The organism is Saccharopolyspora aridisoli (assembly GCF_004348445.1).
GTDB lineage: Bacteria > Actinomycetota > Actinomycetes > Mycobacteriales > Pseudonocardiaceae > Saccharopolyspora > Saccharopolyspora aridisoli.
Genome location: NZ_SMKV01000006.1, coordinates 164,374 through 186,437, shown reverse-complemented (window position 1 = coordinate 186,437; position 22,064 = coordinate 164,374). Strand labels below are relative to the sequence as shown.

Annotated in this window: 17 protein-coding genes and 1 riboswitch; of the genes, 14 read left to right on the top strand and 3 right to left on the bottom strand. The window is 71.5% G+C overall.

All coding sequences use genetic code 11. From position 1 onward, the window contains the following. The first annotated feature begins 25 nt into the window (after positions 1-25). Positions 26-3,703 (top strand): cobaltochelatase subunit CobN, encoded by a 3,678-nt coding sequence (gene cobN, locus E1161_RS07045; RefSeq protein WP_132620805.1) that lies wholly within the window; start codon positions 26-28, stop codon positions 3,701-3,703. 240 nt (positions 3,704-3,943) lie between these two features. Then, the gene (locus E1161_RS07040) at positions 3,944-4,747 is read left to right on the top strand and encodes a S1 family peptidase (protein WP_132620803.1); all 804 of its coding nucleotides are present in this window, start codon (positions 3,944-3,946) and stop codon (positions 4,745-4,747) included. Positions 4,748-4,765: 18 nt separating this feature from the next. Here E1161_RS07040 and E1161_RS07035 read toward each other — a convergent pair whose 3' ends face one another. Next, positions 4,766-5,677, bottom strand: a complete 912-nt coding sequence (locus tag E1161_RS07035; RefSeq protein ID WP_132620802.1) for a LysR family transcriptional regulator — start codon at positions 5,675-5,677, stop codon at positions 4,766-4,768. Between the two features lie 254 nt (positions 5,678-5,931). Between E1161_RS07035 and E1161_RS07030 the strand changes: the two genes are divergently transcribed. Continuing rightward, on the top strand, positions 5,932-7,152 hold the full coding sequence (locus E1161_RS07030) for an MFS transporter (RefSeq protein WP_235874844.1): 1,221 nt from the start codon (positions 5,932-5,934) through the stop codon (positions 7,150-7,152). Here the strand turns inward: E1161_RS07030 and E1161_RS07025 are convergent. Beyond that, on the bottom strand, positions 7,066-7,734 hold the full coding sequence (locus E1161_RS07025) for a LysE family translocator (RefSeq protein WP_235874843.1): 669 nt from the start codon (positions 7,732-7,734) through the stop codon (positions 7,066-7,068). The genes E1161_RS07030 and E1161_RS07025 overlap by 87 nt on opposite strands. A 255-nt stretch (positions 7,735-7,989) precedes the next feature. Between E1161_RS07025 and E1161_RS07020 the strand changes: the two genes are divergently transcribed. The 3 genes from E1161_RS07020 to E1161_RS07010 all read left to right on the top strand — a co-directional run bounded on the left by E1161_RS07020 (position 7,990) and on the right by E1161_RS07010 (position 11,770). Then, complete coding sequence (locus tag E1161_RS07020; RefSeq protein WP_132620800.1) at positions 7,990-8,808, top strand: S1 family peptidase; 819 nt, start codon at positions 7,990-7,992, stop codon at positions 8,806-8,808. 79 nt (positions 8,809-8,887) lie between these two features. Then, positions 8,888-9,370, top strand: coding sequence for a GNAT family N-acetyltransferase (locus E1161_RS07015; protein ID WP_132620798.1), 483 nt, complete (start codon positions 8,888-8,890; stop codon positions 9,368-9,370). Between the two features lie 164 nt (positions 9,371-9,534). Then, positions 9,535-9,707: riboswitch (cobalamin riboswitch) on the top strand. Positions 9,708-9,742: 35 nt separating this feature from the next. Then, positions 9,743-11,770, top strand: coding sequence for a putative cobaltochelatase (locus tag E1161_RS07010; protein WP_132620796.1), 2,028 nt, complete (start codon positions 9,743-9,745; stop codon positions 11,768-11,770). A gap of 354 nt (positions 11,771-12,124) precedes the next feature. Here the strand turns inward: E1161_RS07010 and E1161_RS07005 are convergent, their stop codons facing one another. Beyond that, positions 12,125-13,285 carry an MFS transporter gene (locus E1161_RS07005; protein ID WP_132620794.1) on the bottom strand — a complete coding sequence of 387 codons (1,161 nt, stop codon included), beginning with the start codon at positions 13,283-13,285 and terminating at the stop codon, positions 12,125-12,127. A 265-nt stretch (positions 13,286-13,550) separates the two neighbouring features. On the opposite strand from E1161_RS07005, the gene cobO reads away from it, so the two are divergent. From cobO to E1161_RS06965, 8 genes are all read left to right on the top strand, one after another. Next, on the top strand, positions 13,551-14,165 hold the full coding sequence (cobO, locus tag E1161_RS27545) for a cob(I)yrinic acid a,c-diamide adenosyltransferase (protein WP_132620792.1): 615 nt from the start codon (positions 13,551-13,553) through the stop codon (positions 14,163-14,165). Continuing rightward, positions 14,159-15,517 carry a cobyrinate a,c-diamide synthase gene (locus E1161_RS06995; RefSeq protein WP_235874842.1) on the top strand — a complete coding sequence of 453 codons (1,359 nt, stop codon included), beginning with the start codon at positions 14,159-14,161 and terminating at the stop codon, positions 15,515-15,517. Before cobO ends, E1161_RS06995 begins: the two co-directional genes overlap by 7 nt. Then, positions 15,514-16,251 (top strand): precorrin-2 C(20)-methyltransferase, encoded by a 738-nt coding sequence (gene cobI, locus E1161_RS06990; protein WP_132620790.1) that lies wholly within the window; start codon positions 15,514-15,516, stop codon positions 16,249-16,251. The genes E1161_RS06995 and cobI overlap by 4 nt, the downstream gene beginning before the upstream one ends. Then, positions 16,245-17,651 carry a precorrin-4 C(11)-methyltransferase gene (gene cobM / locus E1161_RS06985; RefSeq protein ID WP_132620788.1) on the top strand — a complete coding sequence of 469 codons (1,407 nt, stop codon included), beginning with the start codon at positions 16,245-16,247 and terminating at the stop codon, positions 17,649-17,651. Before cobI ends, cobM begins: the two co-directional genes overlap by 7 nt. Continuing rightward, a complete protein-coding gene (locus E1161_RS06980; RefSeq protein WP_132620786.1) occupies positions 17,635-18,798 on the top strand; it encodes a cobalt-precorrin-5B (C(1))-methyltransferase in 1,164 nt (387 codons plus the stop codon). The genes cobM and E1161_RS06980 overlap by 17 nt, the downstream gene beginning before the upstream one ends. Continuing rightward, entirely contained in the window at positions 18,783-19,982 is a 1,200-nt protein-coding gene (gene cbiE, locus E1161_RS06975) for a precorrin-6y C5,15-methyltransferase (decarboxylating) subunit CbiE (protein WP_132620784.1), read from the top strand. Before E1161_RS06980 ends, cbiE begins: the two co-directional genes overlap by 16 nt. 152 nt (positions 19,983-20,134) lie before the next feature. Continuing rightward, a complete protein-coding gene (gene cobJ / locus E1161_RS06970; RefSeq protein ID WP_132620782.1) occupies positions 20,135-21,892 on the top strand; it encodes a precorrin-3B C(17)-methyltransferase in 1,758 nt (585 codons plus the stop codon). Beyond that, positions 21,882-22,064 (top strand): DUF362 domain-containing protein, encoded by a 183-nt coding sequence (locus E1161_RS06965; RefSeq protein WP_132620780.1) that lies wholly within the window; start codon positions 21,882-21,884, stop codon positions 22,062-22,064. The genes cobJ and E1161_RS06965 overlap by 11 nt, the downstream gene beginning before the upstream one ends.

Below are 22,064 nucleotides of genomic sequence, written 5' to 3'. Positions count from 1 at the left end.
GCGCGCACCCCGAGAGAGGATCACCGTGAGCGAGCCTGCCCGCGACGCCCGAGTTCTGCTGCTGTCCACTGCGGACACCGACCTGCTGGCCGCCCGTGCCGCCGAGGCCGACTACCGGGTCGCCAACCCCTCCCGCGTGGCCGCTGAGGACGTTCCGGCGCTGCTCGACGGCGTTGACGTCGTCGTGGTCCGGCTGCTGGGCGGCCGTCGCGCCTGGGAGGAGGGCCTGGACGCGGTGCTGGCGTCGGGGCTGCCGACCGTGGCGCTGGGTGGCGAGGCCACCCCGGACGCCGAGCTGATGACGCTGTCCACGGTGCCCGCCGGTGTGTCCACCCAGGCCCTGGCCTACCTGGTCGAAGGCGGCCCGGACAACCTCGCCCAGCTGGCGCACTTCCTGTCCGACACGGTGCTGCTGACCGGCACCGGGTTCACCGAACCGCAGTCGATGCCGGAGTTCGGCCTGCACGGCGAGCGCGAGCACGACCCGTCGCGGCCGACGATCGGCGTCGTCTTCTACCGGGCGCACGCGCTGGCGGGCAATACCGCGTTCGTCGACACCCTCGCCGACCAGGTCGAATCGGCCGGCGCCAACGTGGTGCCGGTGTTCTGCGGCTCGCTGCGCGGCCTGTCCGACGCCGCTGGTCTGCGCGAACTGCTGGGTGGGTGCGATGCGCTGATCGCCACCGTTCTCGCCGCGGGCGGTGCGGTCGCCGCCGACGCCAGCGCGGGTGGTGACGAGGACTCCTGGGACGCCGGTGCGCTGGCCGAACTCGACATCCCGGTGCTGCAGGGCCTGTGCCTGACCACCAGCCGCGCGGTGTGGTCCGACAGCGACGCCGCGCTGTCGCCGATGGACGCCGCGATGCAGGTCGCCGTGCCGGAGTTCGACGGCCGCTTGATCAGCGTGCCGTTCTCCTTCAAGGAGGAGGGCCCGGAGGGAATCCCGGTCTACGTCGCCGACCCCGAGCGCGCGGCCCGCGTGGCCTCCACCGCTGTGTCGCTGGCGCGGCTGCGGCACGTGGACAACTCCACCAAGCGCCTCGGCGTGGTGCTCTCCTCCTACCCGACCAAGCACTCCCGCGTCGGCAACGCCGTCGGCCTGGACACCCCCGCCTCGGCGGTCGTGCTGCTGAGCGCTCTGGAGGACGCCGGCTACGACCTCGGCGGCCTGGACGTGACCGGCCTGGACGGCGACACCCTGATCCACCGGCTGATCTCCGCAGGTGGCCACGACGTGGAGTGGTTGACCGAGGAGCAGATGTCCGAGGCGGCGATCCGCGTCCCGACGACCCGCTACCGCGAGTGGTTCGACGCGCTGCCCGAAGAGCTGCGGGCGTCGATGACCGAGCACTGGGGCGCCCCGCCCGGCAGCCTCTACGTCGACGACGAGGGCTGCATCTACGTCGCCGCGCTGCGCTTCGGCAACGTGGTGATCCTGATCCAGCCGCCGCGCGGGTTCGGCGAGAACCCGATCGCGATCTACCACGACCCGGACCTGCCGCCCTCGCACCAGTACCTGGCGGCCTACCGGTGGCTGGCCGAGGAGTTCGGCGCGCACGCGGTGATCCACCTGGGCAAGCACGGCACCCTGGAATGGCTGCCGGGCAAGGGTTTGGGGCTGGCGGCCGACTGCGCGCCGGACGCGGTGCTGGGCGACATGCCGTTCGTGTACCCGTTCATCGTCAACGACCCCGGTGAGGGCACCCAGGCCAAGCGGCGCGGGCACGCGACCGTGGTGGACCACATGATCCCGCCGATGGCCCGTGCCGACGCCTACGGCGACATCGCCAAGCTGGAGCAGCTGCTCGACGAGTACGCGCTGGTCACCGACCTGGACCCGGAGAAGAAACCGGCTCTGCGCAACCAGATCTGGGAGCTGGTCACCCATGCGGAGCTGCACCACGACCTGCACCAGGAGGGCCAGCCGGACGCGGAGTCCTTCGACGACTTCGTGATGCACATCGACGGCTACCTGTGCGAGATCAAGGACGTGCAGATCCGCGACGGCCTGCACATCCTCGGACGCGCGCCGCGGGACGAGGAGCTGGTCAACGACGTGCTCGCGATCCTGCGCGCGAAGCAGGTCTTCGGCGGCAAGGTCGGCGCGCTGCCCGGCCTGCGCTCCGCGCTGTCGGACCACTTCGGGCTCGACGAGCAGGCGCTGCTGGCCGAACCCGGTGCTCGCGCGGACGTTCCGGCCGAGCTGACCGAGCTCGTCGAGGGGCCGTCGGCTTCGGCGTCGGACGCGGTGGACCTGGTGGAGTCGTTGGCGCGCAACCTGATCCAGGCGCTGGCCGACACCGACTGGGACTCCGAGCGCGCCGAGCAGGTCGTCACCGACGTGATCGGCACCGGCGTCGCCGACGTCGTGCGGGTGCTGCGGTTCGCCTGCGTCGAACTGGTGCCGCGCCTGGCCCGCACCACCGAAGAGGTCGAGCACGTCCTGCACGCGCTCAACGGTGGCTTCGTGCCCGCCGGGCCGTCCGGGTCGCCGACCCGCGGGTTGATCTCGGTGCTGCCCACCGGCCGCAACTTCTACTCCGTGGACCCCAAGGCCATCCCGTCGCGCAACGCCTTCGACGTCGGATCCGCGCTCGCGGATTCGCTGATCACCCGGCACGTCGCCGACACCGGTGAGAACCCGCGCTCGGTGGGCCTGACGGTGTGGGGCACCTCGGCGATGCGGACGCAGGGCGACGACATCGCCGAAATCCTCTGGCTGCTGGGCTGCCGCCCGAAGTGGGACGACGCCTCGCGACGGGTCACCGGCTTCGAGGTGGTGCCGGTCGCCGAGCTGGGCCGGCCGCGCATCGACGTCGTGGTGCGCATCTCCGGGTTCTTCCGCGACGCGTTCCCGCACGTCGTCTCGCTGATCGACGACGCGGTGCAGACCGTGGCCAAGCTCGACGAGCCCGACGAGGACAACTACGTCGCCGCCCACTACCGCGCCGACGTCGACGAGCACGGCGACGACCGCCGGGCATCGACGCGCATCTTCGGTTCCAAGCCGGGCGCCTACGGTGCCGGGCTGCTGCCGCTGATCGACGCCCGCAACTGGCGCAGCGACGCCGACCTCGCCGAGGTCTACGCGACCTGGGGCGGTTACGCCTACGGCCGGGGGCTCGACGGCCGCGAAGCGCGCGGCGACATGGAGACGGCGTTCAAGCGCATCCAGGTGGCGGCCAAGAACGTCGACACCCGCGAGCACGACATCGCCGACTCCGACGACTACTTCCAGTACCACGGCGGCATGGTCGCGATGGTGCGCTCGCTGTCCGGGCAGAGCCCGGCCGCCTACGTGGGTGACTCGGCGGTGCCGCACGCGGTCAAGACCCGCACGCTGGGCGAGGAGACCAAGCGGGTCTTCCGGGCTCGGGTGATCAACCCGAAGTGGATCTCGGCCATGCAGCGGCACGGCTACAAGGGCGCCTTCGAGCTCGCGGCCACGGTGGACTACCTGTTCGGGTTCGACGCGACCGCCGGGGTCGTCGACGACTGGATGTACGCGAAGCTGGCCGAGTCCTACGTCTTCGACGAGCAGGTGCAGCAGTTCCTGCGCAACTCCAACCCGTGGGCGTTGCGAGGCATGACCGAGCGGCTGCTGGAAGCCGCGGACCGAGGCCTGTGGGCCGAACCGGACGAGCAGGTCCTCGACGATCTGCGGTCGGTGTACCTGGAGCTGGAAGGCCAGCTGGAGGACTGATCGACCACCCGGGCCGGCTGCGCCGTCCCGGGTGGCACGCATCTCCCGTTGACCATCCACAGTGGACCGAATCGTTGGGCCGTCCGAGTGGGAAGTGGCGTGTAATTCCACTCGTTCGTGTTGAGCTCCTGGCCGAGGTGTATCTGGCAGAGGGTTCGTTTCCTCTTACTCGTGGACACTTTGGACGAGCCGGAGCGGCGGTCGGACGGCCGCCGGAAGGCTCCGGGGAGGAGACGAACCATGGCGGAGTACGAACTCGGGATGCGGGCGGCGACCGGAGCGCTGGCGGCGATCGGCCTGATCGGTGGTCTGCTGGCCACCTCGGCCAACGCCGGCGAGCAGGGGACCGCTGCGCCACCGATCGTCGGGGGACAAGCGGCTCCGATCGCCGACCACCCGTGGGTGGTCTACCTGGCCGATGCCGAGGGCAACCAGTTCTGCGGGGGCACCATCGGCGCGGCGAACAAGGTCATCACGGCGGCGCACTGCGTCAAGGGCGAGCGGCCCGCGTCGGTGCGGGTGGTGGCAGGCCGGGAGAGCAAGTCCTCCACCGACGGCGTCGAGGTCCCGGTCACCGACATCTGGGTCCACCCGAACTACCAGGACGCCAACACAGGGGCCGACGTGGGGGTGCTGACCCTCGAGCAGGAGCTCCCGCAGGCCCCGCTGCCGGTGGCCACACCGGCCGACACCGCCTCCTACGAGGCGGGCCGGATGGCGACCGTGCTCGGCTGGGGCGCAACCTCAGAAGGCGGCGACGCCTCGGACACCCTGCAGAAGGCCGAGGTCCCGCTGACCTCCGACGCCGATTGCGAGCAGGCGTACGGCCAGTACGACCCGCAGGCGATGGTCTGCGCCGGATACCCCGAAGGCGGCATCGACAGCTGCCAGGGCGACTCCGGCGGGCCGCTGGTGGTCGACGGCAAGATCGTCGGCATCGTCTCCACCGGCAACGGCTGCGCGAGGCCGGGCAACCCGGGCGTCTACACCCGCACCGCAACCTACGAAGCCGACATCCAGGCCCAGCTCACGGCGCAGCACTGATCACGGGGCGAGCACGGATCACACCGGGGTCAGCCGCAGCCCGGGGCCGAGTTCGCGGGCGAGTCCAGTGGCCAAGGCCCGGAAGGCACGCACCTGCGGATCCTCGTCGCCTGCGCGGCTGACCAGCACGCTGTGCTCCCACGGCGCGTCCGCGACCGGAACGCACCTGGTGCCGGGCCACGGGTAGAAGCGCTCGAAGGATGCCAGCGCCGAACCCGCACCGCGTCCGGCGGCCGCCGTGGCGAGCACCTCGTGCGGCGTGACCGCGTCGTCGCGACCGCGGCGGGGGGCCTCACCACCCCGCGCCGCGGTGAAGTACAGGTAGTCGGTGAACGGGCGCGGCGTGCGCTCGGGCAGCCGGATGAACGGCAGGTCGAGCACGTCGGCAAGCCGCACCTCGGGTGCGTCGGCCAGCTCCCAGCGAGCCGAGACCACCACGATGCGCCGCTCGGTGGTCAGCACGTCGACCTCGACGCGCTCGTCCACCGGGGCCGGGCGCACGAAGGCCACGTCCACGCGGTGCTCCAGCAGCGCGGACACGTGCTCGGTGAAGTCCAGCGGCACCAGCCGCAGGTCGATCTCGGGGTGGGCCATCCGGAACGCCTGCGCGGTCGCTGGTGTCAGCTCCGCCGAACCGTGCCCCATGACTCCGACCCGCAGCGTCCGCGGCTCGGTCGATACGGCTTCGGCGACGTCCGCGCGGGCGATGTCGGCTGCGGCGAGCAGCGCGCGGGCGTGCCGGGCGAGCCGGTGGCCCGCGGGGGTCAGGCGCACCGGGTTGCGGTGCAGCAGCGGCGTTCCGAAGTCCTGCTCCAGCTGCTTGACGTGCTCGGTCACGGTGGCCTTGGCCAGGAACAACCGCTCGGCGGCCCGGCCGAAGTGCTCCTCGTCGGCCACCACCAGCAACGTCTCCAAGCGCCGCAAGTCCATGCGGGCAACGTACGGCCGGGCGATCGTGGGAGCCACCGAAATGAGGCGCACTCGACGGAAGATGCGCGCCACGAGTGTCGGTGTGCCCGGCAGCGGGCGGTTCTGGTCCGAGCGACCCATGGTCGATGTCGGTTTCGCCCGGTCAGTTCGAAACCAGAACCGCACCCCAGCGGCGGAGGGGTGAAAAGCCCCGTCGTTCGGGAAATCCGAACGGTCGGTGCCTGTGGTGGGGTGCGGCGCGTAGAACTTCAGGTGTGCGAAACGTGTGGTTGCCCGCCGCTCTGCTGTTGATGGTGGCCGGGTGGGGTGCGAACCAGTTCTCCCCGCTGCTGGGGGCTTACCGGGGTGAGTTGGGACTGAGCCCGTCGGCGGCGACCGGGTTGCTGGCGCTCTACGTCGTTGGGCTGGTGCCCGGCCTGTTGTTCGGGGGTCCGCTGGCCGATCGGCGCGGGCGCAAGCCGGTGGTGATCTGGGCGATCGTGCTCAGCGCCCTGGCCACGGTGGCGCTGATGCTCGGGGCGCACGTGGTGCCGTGGTTGATCGCCGGGCGGCTGATCGTCGGTGTGAGCACCGGTGCCGTGCTGGCCGCCGGGAGCGCCTGGGTGCGCGATCTGTCGCACCCGCCGTTCGGGACCGCGGCCGAGGACGGGGCCGGCGCGCGCAGGGCCGGCGTGCTGCTGGCGGCCGGTTTCAGCATCAGCGGCGTGGTGTCCTCGCTGGTCGCGACCTGGGGCCCGTTCCCGCTGGTCTGCGCCTACGTCCCGCACTTGATCCTGTGCGCGGTGACGCTGCCGCTGGCGCTGCGCTGCCCGGAGACGCGCATCGAGCCGACGGCCGGGACGCCGCGCGGCAAGGGGGCCCGCGATCCCCGGTTCCTCCGCCGGGTGGCGCCGGTGGCGCCGTGGATCTTCCTGTGCCCCACTGTCGGTTTCGCCGTGCTCCCCGCCCAGGTCACCGTCCACGCGCCCGACTACGAGGTGCTCTACGCGGGGGTGTCGACGCTGTGCGCGCCCGGTTTCGGCGCGGTCGTGCAGCCCTGGGCTCGCCGGATCGCCCAGCGCGGGGTGCGGGCGACGGCCGTGTTCGGGCTGCTGGCGACAGCCTCCGGGCTCGTGCTGGCCGCCGTCGCAGCGTGGCAGGCGCAGCCGTGGCTGGGCCTGCTCGCCGCGCTGACGCTGGGCACCGGATACGGCTTCGTCTCGACCTACTGCCTCACGGTGGTCGGCCGCATCGCCGGACCGTCCGAGCTGGCCGGGCTGACCGCGATCATGTGGGTGCTGGCCTACCTGGGCTTCTGCACGCCGTTCGTGATCAGCCTGCTGTCGGGTGTGGTGGCGGTGCCGGTGGTGCTGCTCGTGCTGGCAGGGCTGGCGCTGCTGACCCTCTTGTCAGCTCGCGACGAGACCGATCGAGATGGTCACGAAAGCCGTCGCGCTCAACGCGTCCAGCGACTTCGAGACGCGGGGGTTCTTTAGCCGGTCGGCGATCCCGGCGGCGGCCAGCACGATGGTGACCTCCCAGATCGCCGCCAGCACCAGGAACACCACGCCCAGCGCGACCAGCTGGAGCGCCGGCTGCGTGGACGAACCGACGAACTGCGGCAGGAACGCGAGGCTGAACAGCAGCATCTTCGGGTTGGTCAGGTTGCTGAGCAGGCCGCGCAGGTAGGGGTTGACGTCCTCCGGCGGCGTAACGTCCAGCGAGCCGGACTCGCGCTTGGTCAGCCAGTACCCGCGCACGATGGTGGCCGCGAGGTAGAGCAGGTAGGCCGCGCCCACCCACTTCAGGGCCACGAGCGCGCCCGGCGCCTTGGTGATCAGCGCGCCCAGCCCGGAGATGACCAGCGCGACCTGCAGCGCGCTGGCGCTGTGGATCCCGACCAGCGCCAGCAGGCCCGCTTTGCGGCCGTGGTTCAGCGACGTGCGCAACAGCAGGAAGACGTCCACTCCCGGTGTGATGATCACGACCGCGCTCGCCAGCAGGAAGGCGGGCAACGGCGTCGGGTCCAGGAGCACGGCGGAATTCCTCCCCACTTCGGGCAGCATGCGCTGCCGCATCGCTTGATCAGGTTCATCTCGTCATCCGGACAGGTGAGATCGGCGGGTGCCGGTGTTGGAGGTACGCCGGTTCCGCGATGCCCTGGGATGGAGGCGCGACTGTCAACGGCGACATTCGCGAAATAATCTTCTTGCTAAGTCGATTTTAACGAAATATTTTCCTGCCAAGCTGTGAGTTGCGACTCGTGATGTTCCTGTGTGCGGGTGATTACGGTGTGTCCGCTCCGATGACCGCGACAGCTGGAGGCACCGACTTTGGGCCGCGACGAACAGGGACCTGCCGACAAGACCCGTGCGCTGCGCGCGCTCGCCATCGCCGGAGCGGTCACCGCTCTGGCGGGCGCGAGCCCCGCTGCCCACGCGGAGAAGGCGATCACCGGGGACGACCAGCCGCAGTCCCGCATCCTCAGCGGCGCGGGCGCCACCACCGACGATGCTCCCTGGGTGGTCGCGCTGACCGACCGGTACGGCAACCAGTTCTGCGGCGGCACCCTGATCCGCGCGGGCGAGGTCGTCACCGCGGCGCACTGCGCGCACGATCCGCTCACCGGGGTTGAACGCTCGCCCGAGGACGTCCGCGTGATCGCCGGGCGCACCGACCTGCGCAGCTCGCAGGGCACCGAAGCCGAGGTCGACGACGTGTGGGTGCACCCGCGTTACGAGGACTTCACCACCGGCGACGACCTCGCCGTGCTCGAGCTCAGCGCTCCACTGCCGCAGCGTCCGCTGCCGGTGGTCGCGCCCGGCGAGACCGCGCCGTACGAGCCGGGCAGCATGGCCCGCGTCTACGGATGGGGTCGGACCAGTGAGAACGGTCCCAACTCGGACAGCCTGCGCTCCGTAGAGGTGCCCGTCGCCGCCGATGACGCCTGCCGCTCGGCCTACCCGGACTACGACCCGCGAAGCATGTTCTGCGCCGGGTATCCCGAAGGCGGGCGCGACGCCTGCGCAGGTGACTCCGGCGGGCCGATCGTGGCAGGTGGGCGGCTCATCGGCGTGGTGTCCTACGGCACCGGCTGCGGTCGTCCCGGCACGCCCGGCGTCTACACCAGGCTGTCGAACTACCCGTTGTGAGCGGTGGGCGAGTGGTCTGCACAACTCCCGCCGCTTGCGAGTGCGGGAAACCGGGAAGTCCTGTGATATCCAGGTAAGGGTGACCCTTCAGCCGCTCGCGACCGCCGTGCAACGCGCCTACACCGCAGACCTCGACGCCTCCGACTTCTACCGGATGCTGCGGCTGCGGGTCGACGTCTTCGTCGTCGAGCAGGAATGCCCCTACCTCGAGCTCGACGGGCGCGACTTGGAGGACTCCACCCGCCACTTCTGGGTCGACTCCGCCGACGACTACGTGCTCGGGTACCTGCGGCTGCTGGAAGACCCCGACGGCACCTACCGCATCGGCCGCGTCTGCACCGCCAGGAGCGCCCGCGGCCTGGGCATCGGCCGCAAGCTGATGCGCGCCGTCGTCGCGGAGGTGCAGAACTCGCCAGCCGTGCTGTCCTCCCAGACCTACGCCAAGGACTTCTACGCCTCCTTCGGCTTCGTCGAGACCGGGGACGAGTACCTCGAAGACGGAATTCCGCACGTCGACATGCGACGCGAACCCCGCCGCGCGGGCGTCATCGCTGGTCGCTGAGGCGCCTTCGCGGCGTGAGCCGCTGTTGCAGGTGTGGAACTCAGCTCGGCACCGCCGCGGGTTCTGCCACCGGCACCGCCACGCGGAACGACCACCGCCAACTCCGAACTGTGAGTTGCGGCGCCGGAAGGTTGGGTGCTTGATCGACGTCTGGGACGATGTCGGTGAATCCGCTTGCAAGGGGTGTTGGCAGGAAGCCGGTGCGAGTCCGGCACGGTCGGCGCCACTGTGACCGGGGAGCGGACCTCCCGCGCGAGCCACCGGGGTGACCTGGGAAGGCCGGAGGGACGTGACGATCCGGGAGTCAGGACACTGCGGCCCCTTGTTCCCGACAGCGGGGCGTCCGCACCCCGAGGAAGGAACCACACCGGCATGTCCGCTGCCCCTCGCTTCCCCTTCTCCGCCGTGGTCGGCCATGACGACCTGCGGCTCGCGCTGCTGCTCAACGCGGTGCACCCGCGCATCGGCGGTGTTCTGGTGCGCGGCGAGAAGGGCACGGCCAAGTCGACCGTCGTGCGCGCCCTCGCCTCGCTGCTGCCGTCGCTGGACGTCGTCGACGACTGCCGCTTCGGCTGCGACCCCGTGGCGCCCGACCCGCAGTGCCCCGACGCACCGCACGGCGGCACCGCCACCCGCCGGCCCGCGCAGCTCGTCGAACTGCCCGTCGGCGCCACCGAGGACCGGCTCATCGGCTCGCTCGACCTCGAACGCGCCCTGACCGAAGGCGTCCGCGCCTTCCAGCCCGGCCTGCTCGCCGGAGCGCACCGCGGCGTGCTTTACGTCGACGAGGTCAACCTGCTGCACGACCACCTCGTGGACCTGCTGCTCGACGCCGCCGCCATGGGCCGCGCCCACGTCGAGCGCGACGGCGTGTCCGTCTCGCACGCGTCGTCGTTCCTGCTGGTCGGCACCATGAACCCGGAGGAGGGTGAGCTCCGGCCGCAGCTGCTCGACCGCTTCGGGCTCACCGTGCAGGTCGCCGCCTCCCGCGAGGTCGGCACCCGCACGGAGGTCGTCCGTCGGCGGCTCGCCTTCGAAGCCGACCCCGCAGGGTTCGCCGCCCAGTGGGCCGACACCGACGCCGAACTCGCCGAGCACATCCGCGCCGCCCGTTCCCGCGTCGAGAACGTCGTGCTGCCCGACTCCGAACTGCGCCGGATCTCCGCGCTGTGCGCGGCCTTCGACGTCGACGGCATGCGCGCCGACCTGGTGCTGGCGCGCACCGCCATCGCCCACGCGGCCTGGCGCGGCGCCGACGCCGTCACCGAAGAGGACGTCGAAGCCGGGGCCCGCCTGGCCTTGCCGCACCGGCGCCGCCGCGACCCGTTCGACGAACCCGGCATGGCCGAGGACCAGCTTCAACAGGCCCTCTCCGACGCTGCGGAGCAATCCGAGGACCAGCCGCCGGAAGACCCCGACGACGACCCCGACGGAGGACCCGACGGCGGTCCCGGTGGAGGCGGCGAACCCCAGGACGAGCCCACCGGACCCACCGGAGGCGGAGGCGGCGAGGAGCAGGAGCAGCAGACCGGTGGCGGCGACTCCGAACGCGCCCCAGTCGGCGCCGGGCAGTCGTTCCGCGCACGGTTGCTGGAAGTGCCCGGACTCGGCGAAGGCGCACCCGGCCGTCGGTCCCGCGCACGCTCCCGCAGCGGACGCACCACCCGCGCCACCACCGTCGACGGCCACGGACTGCACGTCACCGCTACTCTCGCCGCGGCCGCGCCCCACCAAGCCGCGCGCGGACGCAGCGGACCCGGCTTGGTCCTGCGCTCCGACGACGTCCGCCGATCCCTGCGCGAAGGCCGCGAAGGCAACCTCGTGCTCTTCGCCGTCGACGCCTCCGGCTCGATGGCCGCCCGCGACCGGATGACCGCCGTCAGCGGCGCTGTCATGTCCCTGCTGCGCGACGCGTACCAGCGGCGGGACAAGGTAGGAGTGATCACCTTCCGCGGCGACGAGGCTGAAGTCGCCCTGCCGCCCACCTCGTCGGTCGACATCGCCGCCGCCCGGCTCCGCCGGATGCGCACCGGCGGACGCACCCCGCTCGCCGACGGACTGCTGCGCACCAAGCACCTCATCCAGACCGAGAGCACCCGCGACCCGCAGCGCCGGCCGCTCGTCGTGCTGCTCACCGACGGCAAGGCCACCGTCGGCGTCCGAGGAGCCACCGGGAGCAAGCAGGCCGTCGACGACGCCCTGCGCGCCGCACGCGCGCTCGCCAATACCGGAACCGCCTCCGTGGTCGTCGACTGCGAGAACGGCCCTGTCAAGCTCGGACTGGCGAACCAGGTGGCCACAGCCCTGGGCGGACCCAGCCTGCGGCTCGAAGAGCTCTCCGCCGAACACGTCGCCGGAGTCGTGCGCGCCGTCAGCGGTGACAGCGGGTTGGCTGCTTGAGTCTCGTTTTGGTCACGAGATTCAGCCCTGTGAGTACAGACCCTTCGGTCGGATTGGTACGGTGACCACCAGTCCACCTGACCCCCAGGGGTGGACCTCCAAAGTGCCCCGCGCTCCCAGCGACCCCCAGGCCGGTTGAGCGCGGGGCTCTTCTTCTTCGTGGTTGTTGTGGCTGGGTTGCTTGGCGGTGTGGGTGGCGGAACCTGAGCGGCTCCATGGTCTCCGGGCGCCACTCCTGATGTGTGCCGATACACGGCGTCGCGGCGTCCTCGCCGCGAAGCCGCTCAGAACCCGCGGCGGTGCCGGCTGCTCGGGTGGTGAAGGAGGAAGCGACTTCGTCGCTTGCCTGACGGTTCAGGCTGGGGTTGGTTGTTTCTGGTGGTAGCGGTGCCTTGCGCAGGTGGCTGTGGCTACCAGGGGGATTGCCACTGCTCCTGCTGTGGTGAACAGGATCGTGTAGTTGCCGTGGTCAGCTAGGGGGCCTGCTGCTGCGGAGGCTGCTGCGCTGCCCAGGAACAGGGCGCAGGCGAAGAGGGCTACCGCTGTTCCTCTCGCTTCCGGGGCCACCGATGTGGCCCAGCTCTGCAGGGAGGAGTGCATGAAGGACCAGCCTCCGCCCAGCAGGAGCGCTGTGGTGATCACCGTGGCCAAGTTCGTGTCCAAGGAGACCAGGGCGTAGCCGACGATCACCTGCGTGCCGCCGATGGCGATCAAGCGGGGGACCGGGACCTTGGAGTTGATGGCCTTGACGATCCTGGAGAACACCAGCACGCCCATGCCGTAGGCGCCCGTGGCCAAGCCCGCCACCGCGACGTCCAGGCCCTCGGAGACCAACGCCGACGCCAGGAAGGTCATGGTGCCGAGCAGCACCGCGCCCTCCACGAAGACCAGGCCGAACACCAGCAGCGCCCACCGGTTGCGCAGGACTCCGCCGATGTGGGAACCCACGCCGCCCGAGACCGCCGCTCGCTCGGGTTCCGGGAGGCCGCGCAGCAGCAGCGCGCAGATCGCCGCGCAGAGGGCCGGGACCGCGAAGACCACGCGCCAGTCCAGCCAGTGAGCCAGCACACCGCCCACCGCCGTCGCCATGGCCGTGCCCACCGCCTGGGCGGCCATCAGGTCCGACAGCGCGCTCTGGCGCTTCTGCTGGCAGACCGTGTCGCCGACGTAGGTCAGCGTCGTCGGGACCACCGCGCCCATGAACGCACCAGCCAGGACCCGCGCCGCGATCAGCACCGCCAGCGAGGGGGCGAACGTCGAGATCAGGCCCGTGGCCGCCGCCGCGAGCAGCGTGGCGCGCATGATCGGGATCCGGCCGAAGCGGTCCGAGAGGATTCCCCACAGCGGTTGCGAGAGCCCGTAGGCCAGGAAGTAGCCGCTGGCGACCGTGACCGCCGAGGCCATCGGGACGTGCATGCTCAGCGCGATCAGCACGAGCATCGGGGTCACGGCGAACCGGTCGAAGCTGCTGATGAACGAGGCTGCGGAGAGCACCAGAGGCGGCCTGGTGGGCATGCGGCGGCTCCTAGTGCTGGGACGCTCGTCCATCTTCACGCGTCGAACGCCGGTTGCAGCGGTGAAGTTGCCCACCTCGTGCGGGGCCGTGCGCTGGGCCTCGTCACTTCGGCCACCCGAGCAACTCGCACCGCGGCGGCCTCACGTCGTCTGGGGAGGACAGCCGCAGCACCGTGCATCGGTCGCGGACCCCGGGATCAGCGTGCGGTTTCCGCTACCTGCACCGCCACGCAGGTCACTGGCAGCAACCTCTTAGGGTCAGTGCATGCCTCAGGGACAGCCTTCTTCCGTGCCAGCTGATGGACTCACGACCCGCCAGCGCCGCAACCGGCCGTTGGTCGTCGTGCACACCGGCGAGATGAAGGGGAAGTCCACCGCCGCCTTCGGGCTCGCGCTGCGCGGGTGGAACCAGGGCTGGTCCATCGGGGTCTTCCAGTTCGTCAAGTCCGCCAAGTGGAAGGTCGGCGAGGAGTCGGCGTTCCGCGCGCTCGGCAAGGTCCACGAGGACACCGGCGAAGGCGGCCCCGTCGAGTGGCACAAGATGGGTGAAGGCTGGTCCTGGACCCGCAAGAAGGGCACCGAGCAAGACCACGCCACCGCCGCGCTCGAAGGCTGGCAGGAGATCTCCCGCCGCCTCGACGAGCAGCGCCACGGTCTCTACGTCCTCGATGAGTTCACCTACCCGCTGCACTGGGGCTGGGTCGACGTCGACGAGGTCGTCGCCAAGCTGCGCGAGCGCGAAGGCCACCAGCACGTCGTCATCACCGGCCGCTACGCGCCGCAGGCGCTGATCGACGCCGCCGACCTCGTGATGGAGACCGGCAAGGTCAAGCACCCCATGGACGCCGGGCAGAAGGGCCAGAAGGGCATCGAGTGGTGAACCGCGATCGGGTGGTCTTCGCCGCTCCGGGTTCGGGGCAGGGCAAGACCACCGTGGTCACCGGCCTGCTCGGTGCGCTGCGCAGACGCGGCGATCGGGTCGCGCCCTTCAAGGTGGGACCCGACTACATCGATCCCGGCTACCACCGGCTCGCCGCCGGCCGGATCGCGCGCAACCTCGACCCCGTGCTCGTCGGAGCCGACCGCATCGCGCCGCTGCTGCACCACGGATCCGCCGGTGCCGACATCGCTGTCGTGGAAGGCGTGATGGGCCTGTTCGACGGCCGCATCGGCGGCGACGAGGAACTCGCCTTCGGCTCCACCGCGCACGTCGCGCAGTTGATCGAGGCCCCTGTCGTGCTCGTCGTCGACGCCAAGGGGCAGAGCCACAGCCTCGCCGCGCTGCTGCACGGTTTTCGCGACTACCGGCCGCAGGTGGAGGTCGCCGGCGTGGTGCTCAACCGCGTCGGCTCGCCGCGCCACGAGCAGGTGCTGCGCTCGGCCGCCGAGAACGCGGGTTTACCGGTGCTGGGCGCCATCCCGCGCACCGACGACCTCGAAGTCCCCTCGCGGCACCTGGGACTGGTCACCGCCGTCGAGCACGGCGCCGAAGCGCTGCGCGCCGTGGAGGCGATGACCGATGTGATCGAGCGGTCCGTGGACCTCGACGCCGTCACCGCGCTCGCCGGCACCGCCGGTGAACTGCCCGGATCCGCCTGGGATCCAGGTGTCGAAGTGCAGCCGCAGGGCCGGCCGGTGGTCGCCGTGGCGGGCGGGCACGCGTTCAGCTTCGGCTACGCCGAGCACGTCGAACTCCTCGAAACCGCCGGTGCCGAGGTGGCCCTCGTGGACCCGCTGCGCGATGAGCGACTCCCCGCCCGGACCGCCGGGCTGGTGCTGCCGGGCGGGTTCCCGGAGCAGCACGCCTCCGCGCTGTCGGCGAACACCGCGCTGCGCGATGAGATCCGCGCCTTCGCCACCGGTGGAGGCCCGGTGCACGCCGAATGCGGTGGACTGCTCTACCTCGGGGAGGAGCTCGATGGCGAACCCATGTGCGGGGTGCTGCCGGTGCGCGCGGCCATGTCGCCGCGACTGACCCTGGGATACCGAGACGCCGTCGCCGCCACCGAATCACCGCTGTTCGCCGAGGGAGCCCGCATCAGCGGGCACGAATTCCACCGCACCGCGACCGAACCCGGTCACGGCGAACCTCCCGCGTGGTTCTGGCGCGGGCCTTCCGGGGCGCACCGCGAGGGATTCGTCCACGGAGGGGTGCACGCCTCCTACCTGCACACCCATCCGGCCGGAAACCCCGGTTCGGTAGCTCGATTCGTCATGAGGTGCCTGCGATGAGACTCGTCGGTGTCGGGGTCGGCCCCGGCGATCCGGAAATGCTGACCTTGGCCGCGCTGCGCGAGATCCGCGAAGCCGACACCGTGTACGTGCCCGTCCTCGCGCCCGACGAGCAGGGCCGCGCGGAGGCCATCGTGCGCGCTCACCTGGGCTCCGACGAGCGGGTGCAGCGGCTGGTGTTCGCGCTCGCCGACCCGGTCGACGGGCCGCAGGAGCGGCGCCGCAGGCACTGGGACGACGCGGCAGAGACCGTCGCGAAGCGACTGCGTGATCAGGGCGGCACGGTGGTCTTCGCCACCTTGGGCGACCCCGCCGTGTACTCGACGTTCAGCTATCTGGCAGCGGCCGTCGTGGAGCTGTTGACCGAGGTCGAGATCGTGACGGTGCCCGGCATCACCGCGATGCAGGCGACCGCGTCGCAGGCGGGCATCGCGCTCACCGAGGGCTCGGAGCAACTCACCGTGATTCCCACGCTGCGGGATGTCACCGCGCTGCGGGAGGCGTTGCGAGCGCGCGGTACGGTCGTTGCCTACAAAGGCGGGCGACGCCTGGGTGAGCTGCGCGACGCGATCGACGACTGCGGAGCTCTGGACCGCTCGGTCTACGCCGAGCACCTGGGCACGCCGGATGCGCGGGTACTACCGCTTGCTGAAGTGTCCGATGTGGACGATGCGCCTTACTTGTCGACAGTGGTAGTGCTGCCACCCCGAGGCGGAAGAGGAGAGCAATGGTGACTGGCCGGATCTCGTTCATCGGCGCCGGACCCGGCGCGGCCGACCTGATCACGGTCCGCGGCGCCAAGCGAATCGCCGAAGCCGACATCGTGGTCTGGGCCGCGAGCCTGGTCACGCCGGAGTGCGTGCAGGAGCACGCCCGTTCCGATGCCGAGCTCGTCGACTCCTCCCGGCTCACCCACGAGAACGCGCTGGAGATCTACCGGCGCGCCGAGCGCGACAAGCTCAAGGTCGCGCGCGTGCACTCCGGTGACCCGTCGCTGTGGGGTGCGGTCCAGGAGCAGTACGACGCCGCGGTCCGGATGAACGTCGAGGTGGAGATCGTGCCCGGCGTTCCGGCCTTCTCCGCCGCAGCGGCGGCGATCGGCCGCGAGCTCACCGTCCCCGAGGTCGCGCAGTCGCTGGTGCTGACCCGCCTGGAGGGCGGCAAGACGCCGATGCCCGACGGCGAGAAGGTCCGCGAGTTCGCCAAGCACGGCACCACGATGGCGCTGTTCTTGTCCGCCGCGCGCACGGGCCAGCTGGTCGAGGAGCTGCGCGCGGGCGGCTACCCGGACGACACGCCGGTGCTGGTGGCCTACAAGGTGACCTGGCCGGACGAACTGCTGGTGCGCAGCACGCTCGGCGAGCTCGAAGCCGACTGCAAGAAGCACAAGTTGTGGCGGCACACGCTGTTCATCATCGGCAAGGGCCTCACCGCGGGTGGCACCCGTTCGCACCTGTACCACGCGGGCCACTTCCACACCTACCGCAAGGCCGACAAGGAAGCCCGTCGCGCGCTGCGCGCCGAGCGCTCCGTCCGCCGCGTCGAGAAGCCGCGCGAGCAGCCCGAGGAGAGCGACTCAGCCAACCTCGAGGAGTCCGGAGCGGCCAACCTCAAGGAGTCCGAGGCGGCCAACCTCAAGGAGTCCGACGCGGCGTGGTGGGCGGTGCGGGACTGGCAGGAGACCGCGCGCGGTGCAGCGCGTTTCGGCGCGAACCGCTCGATCCCCCAGGTCGACGAATCGCAGTCGCAGCTGTTCGCCGACGAGCCCGCCGAGGCCGAAACCGCTGCGCCGCAGCAGGAGTCGGCCACGTCGAGCGCCACGACCGCTCCGGCCACCGCGGCCAGCGCCGCCAACGCCACCAGCGGAACCGCCACCGACACCGGCGGCACAGACACCACAACCACCACCGCCGCCACGGGCAGCACCGCCAGCAGTGGCACCACCACCGCCGCCACTGGCAGCACCGCCAGCAGTGGCACCGCGAGCACCACCACCGGTACCACGCGCAAGACGACCGGGGCGGCGAAGTCCAGCTCGGCCAAGCGCAAGGCCCCGGCCAAGCCGAACACGGCGAAGAACAAGCAGTCTGCCAAGCGCAAGCCCGCGGCGAAGCCGGATGAGCAGTCAGAGTGATCCGCAGCCGCCGCTGCGCGAGCCGGACCTCCCGCGCACCGCGAAGGTCCGGCCCAAGGCGCTGCGCACCGGTTTCACCACCGGGGCCTGCTCCGCAGCGGCGGCCCGAGCGGCAGCCGAACTGCTGGTCACCGGGCAGCTCCCGGCCACCGTGGACATCGGCTTCCCGGACGGCAAGCGCCGTCGGTTCCAGGTCGACTCCGGCAGCGCCGAACCGGCGACCGCCGTGGTCGTCAAGGACGCGGGCGACGACCCGGACGTCACGCACGGCGCTCGGCTGACGGTCAGCGTCGTGCCTCGCGAGGACGGCGAGGTCGTGCTGCACGGCGGCGAGGGCGTCGGCACCGTCACCAAGCCCGGCCTGGGCCTGGAGGTCGGTGGTCCGGCGATCAACCCGGTGCCCCGGCAGATGATCGGCGACGCCGTGCGCGAGGTGCTCGGCGAGCGCGGCGCCGACGTCACGATCACCGTGCCCGGCGGCGAGAAGATGGCCTACAAGACGACCAACCGGCGGCTGGGCATCTTCGGCGGCATCTCGATCCTCGGCACCACCGGCATCGTCAGGCCGTTCTCCACCGCGTCGTGGCGGTCCAGCGTCGAGCAGGCCGTGTCGGTGCTGTCCGCCCAGCGGGGCCGGGTGGCCGTGCTGTCCACCGGCGGGCGCACCGAGCGGGTCGCGATGCGGCTGCTGCCCGATGAGCCCGAGGTGGCCTTCATCGAGGTCGGCGACTTCACCGGCGCTGCCGTGCGCAGGGCGGTGGAGCACGGGCTCGACGAGCTCGTGTTCGTCGGCATGATCGGCAAGCTCACCAAGCTCGCCTCCGGTGTCGTCATGACCCACTACACGCGGTCCAAGGTGGACACCGGACTGCTGGGACGGCTGACCGCGGAGTTCGGCGGCAGCGAGCAGGACGTGACCGAGGTCAGCGAGGCCGCCACCGCGCGCCGCGCGTACGAGGTGTGGCAGCGCGGTGACTACTTCTCGGCGTGTGCGCACCGGTTGTGCGACCTGGTGGCAGCAGTATTGGAGCGGTTCAGCGAGGAGTGCGGTCGCAAGCTGCGTGTTCGGGTCGCCATGGTCGACTTCGAGGGAGAGCACGTGGTCGCGGCCACCGAGGCGAGGTGGGTGACGTGGCAGTCACGGTGATCGGGGTTGACGGGGCAGCGCTGCCGCCGGGTGGTGCCGAGGCCTTGGCGCAGGCGCGGCTGGTCGTGGGAGGCAAGCGGCACCTCGACGCGCATGCGCCCGACCAGGCGAAGAGGCTCGAACTGGGGCCTCTGGAACCGGCTCTGAACGCGCTGTCCGCGCTGTCCGGGGACGAGCAGGGCGTGGTGCTCGCCTCCGGTGACCCGGGGTTCTTCGGCGCCGTGCGCGCGCTGCGGGAGCGCGGCGTCCGGTGCGCGGTGCTGCCCGCGACCTCCAGCGTTCAGCGGCTGATGGCGCGCGCGGGGCGGTCCTGGGACGACGTCGTGGTGGTCAGCGCCCACGGCCGCGATCTGAGCGCGGCGATCAACGTGTGCCGGGCGCGCCCGGCGGTGGCGGTGCTGACCGCGCCGAAGTCAGGTCCGGCGCAGATCGCGTCGGGGCTAACCGGGTGGCGGCGCACCATGATCGTCGGCGAGGACCTGGGCGGGCCGAACGAGTCGGTGGTGACCATCGACCCGGCGGACGCGGCCAAGCGCGGCTGGTTCGAGCCGAACGTGGTGCTGTGCCTGGCGAATGCGGACGAGGTGCCTTCGCGCGGGTGGATCGCCGGCGGTGAGCCGGTTCCACCGGCCACCGGCTGGGCGCTGTCGGAGGACGAGTTCTCGCACCGCGACGGCATGATCACCAAGGTCGAGGTGCGCGCCGTGGCGCTGGCCAAGCTCGCCCCGCGTCCGGGCACCCTGGTCTGGGACGTCGGCGCCGGGTCGGGTTCGGTGGCGGTGGAGTGCGCCCGGATGGGCGCGGCGACCATCGCTGTCGAGTCCGACGAGGCCCAAGTGGTCCGGATGGTCACCAACGCCGCAGGTCACGGCGTTGACGTGCGCATCGTGGAGGGCAAGGCCCCGCAGGCGCTGCGTGAGCTGCCGAAGCCGGACTCGATCTTCGTGGGAGGTGGCGGCAACGAGGTCGTCACCGCTTGCGCCCACGCCGGAGCCTCCCGCGTCGTGGTCGCCCTGGCGGCCCTGGACCGGGTCGGGCCGACCCGCGAGACGCTGCGCTCGGCGGGGTACGAGGTCGAGGGCGTCCAGCTCGCGGCCTCCCGCCTTGCCGAACTCCCGGACGGCTCCTCCCGGCTGGAGGCGGCCAACCCGGTGGTCCTCGTCTCAGGTCGCAAGAAGGCGTGATCCCTCGCGAGGCAGCGGGCATTTCCGGTCCGGGCTGACCAGGCACAAGGTCATTGATCATGGGCGGTTCGGACCAGAACTGCCCCGTCCGGGAGTGTCGTAGGGTGTTTTCACCCGTTCCGGGCATGTGACGACGACATAGGGGAGTAGCAGTGATCGGTCTGTTCGCGGTGACCGCGGCGGGACGGCGGGCGGCCGCCGAACTCGCCGGACGGCTGGGGCCGGAGGCCCTGGTCGCTGACGGTCCGATCGGACCGGCCGTCCGACGCCTCTGGGACCACCTCGACGCCGCCGTGTTCTTCCTGGCCAGCGGCGCCACGGTCCGATTGGTCGCGCCGCTGCTGCAGGACAAGCACACCGATCCCGGCATCGTCAGCGTCGACGAGGCGCAGCGCTTCGCGATCGCCCTGACCGGAGGTCACGGCGGCGGCGCGAACGCGCTGGCCGAGCAGGTCGCCGACGTCTTCGGCTGCACTCCGGTGATCACCACCGCGACCGACTCCACTGGTACCACCGCGCTCGACGAGCTCGTCGAGCAGCTAGACGCCACCGTCGACGGCGACCTGCCGTCCTGCGGCGTGGCGATCCTCGACGGCGAACCGGTCCGGCTGATCAACCCGCACGGCTTCCCGCTCCCGGCGCTGCCGCCGAACGTCAGCGCCGACGTCGCGAACCCGCAGTGGACGGTGGTGATCGACGACCGCCGCCCGGCCGAGGACGAGGAGCGCACGCTGCGCCTCATCCCGCGCACGCTGGTCGTCGGAGTCGGCTCCGCGCGCGGTGTGTCGCGCACGGCGGTCGCCGAGGCCATCGCCCGGCTCGACAGCGAGCACGGCCTGGACCCGCGCGCCATCCGCGCCTTCGCCAGCGTCGACCTCAAGGCCGACGAGGCAGGCATCCTCGACGCGGTGCAGGACCTGGGCTTCTGGCACTCCAAGGACGGCGGCGACGAGCTGTCGCTGCTGACCTACCCGGCCGAGGTGCTGGCCGGCGTCGAGGTGCCCAACCCCAGCGAGGTGGTGCGCAGCGAGGTCGGCACGCCCAGCGTCGCCGAGGCCTCCTCGCTGCACGCCGCCGTTGAGCTCGCCTACGGCGCCCCGGTCGAGCTGGTCGCGGACAAGATCAAGGGTGACAACGTCACCGTTGCCGCCACCCGGATCAGCCCGCGCGGCAGGCTCGCCATCGTCGGCATCGGGCCGGGTGCCCCCGACCTGCGCACGCCGCGCGCCGACGCCGAGCTGCGCCGCGCGTCGGTGGTCGTCGGCCTCGACCAGTACCTCGACCAGGTCCGGCACCTGCTGCGGCCCGGCACCGAGGAGCGCGCCACCGGCCTGGGCGCCGAAGAGGCTCGCGCCGCTGAGGCGGTCGAGCTGGCCAAGCAGGGCCGCGCGGTCGCGCTGATCGGTTCGGGCGATGCGGGCGTGTACGCGATGGCCAGTCCCGCGCTGGAGAAGGCCGACGTGGACATCGAGGTCGTCGGCGTGCCGGGCGTGACCGCCGCGCTGTCGGCGTCGGCGCTGCTGGGTGCACCGCTCGGCCACGACCACGCGCTGATCAGCCTGTCCGACCTGCACACGCCGTGGGAGGTGATCGAACGCCGGGTCCGCGCCGCAGCCGAGGGCGATCTGGTGGTCTGCTTCTACAACCCGCGTTCGGTGCAGCGCCACTGGCAGTTGGGCCGTGCTCTGGAAATCCTCGCCGAGCACCGTCCGGCGACGACCCCGGTCGGCGCGGTCCGCCAGGCCAGCCGCGCGGACCAGGAGGTCTGGTGCGCCTCGATCGACGAGTTCGACCCGGCGGACGTGGACATGTTCACCACGGTCGTCGTCGGCTCCTCGCAGTCCACTGTGGTCGGTCGCCGGATGGTCACCCCGCGCGGCTACCGCTGGATGGCGGGCGATGTCCGTTGACCCGCTGACCATCACCGACGCCTGCACCGCCTGCGGCGCGTGCCTGCTCACCTGCCCGGAACACGCCCTCCGCCCGGCTCCGGGCCGCCCCTACGTGCTCGCGGAAGCCTGCACGTCCTGCGGTGAATGCGTCGAGATCTGCCCCAGGGACGCCATCGACCTCCTGCGCTGA

What these genes read in the sequence shown, in the direction of transcription:
- E1161_RS07040 (WP_132620803.1), top strand. Translation starts at nt 3,944, where the DNA reads ATGGCGGAGTACGAACTCGGGATGCGGGCGGCGACCGGAGCGCTGGCG.
- E1161_RS07035 (WP_132620802.1), bottom strand. Translation starts at nt 5,677, where the DNA reads ATGGACTTGCGGCGCTTGGAGACGTTGCTGGTGGTGGCCGACGAGGAG.
- E1161_RS07025 (WP_235874843.1), bottom strand. Translation starts at nt 7,734, where the DNA reads ATGCGGCAGCGCATGCTGCCCGAAGTGGGGAGGAATTCCGCCGTGCTC.
- E1161_RS07010 (WP_132620796.1), top strand. Translation starts at nt 9,743, where the DNA reads ATGTCCGCTGCCCCTCGCTTCCCCTTCTCCGCCGTGGTCGGCCATGAC.
- E1161_RS07005 (WP_132620794.1), bottom strand. Translation starts at nt 13,285, where the DNA reads ATGCCCACCAGGCCGCCTCTGGTGCTCTCCGCAGCCTCGTTCATCAGC.
- cobO (WP_132620792.1), top strand. Translation starts at nt 13,551, where the DNA reads ATGCCTCAGGGACAGCCTTCTTCCGTGCCAGCTGATGGACTCACGACC.
- cobI (WP_132620790.1), top strand. Translation starts at nt 15,514, where the DNA reads ATGAGACTCGTCGGTGTCGGGGTCGGCCCCGGCGATCCGGAAATGCTG.
- cobM (WP_132620788.1), top strand. Translation starts at nt 16,245, where the DNA reads ATGGTGACTGGCCGGATCTCGTTCATCGGCGCCGGACCCGGCGCGGCC.
- E1161_RS06980 (WP_132620786.1), top strand. Translation starts at nt 17,635, where the DNA reads ATGAGCAGTCAGAGTGATCCGCAGCCGCCGCTGCGCGAGCCGGACCTC.
- E1161_RS06965 (WP_132620780.1), top strand. Translation starts at nt 21,882, where the DNA reads ATGTCCGTTGACCCGCTGACCATCACCGACGCCTGCACCGCCTGCGGC.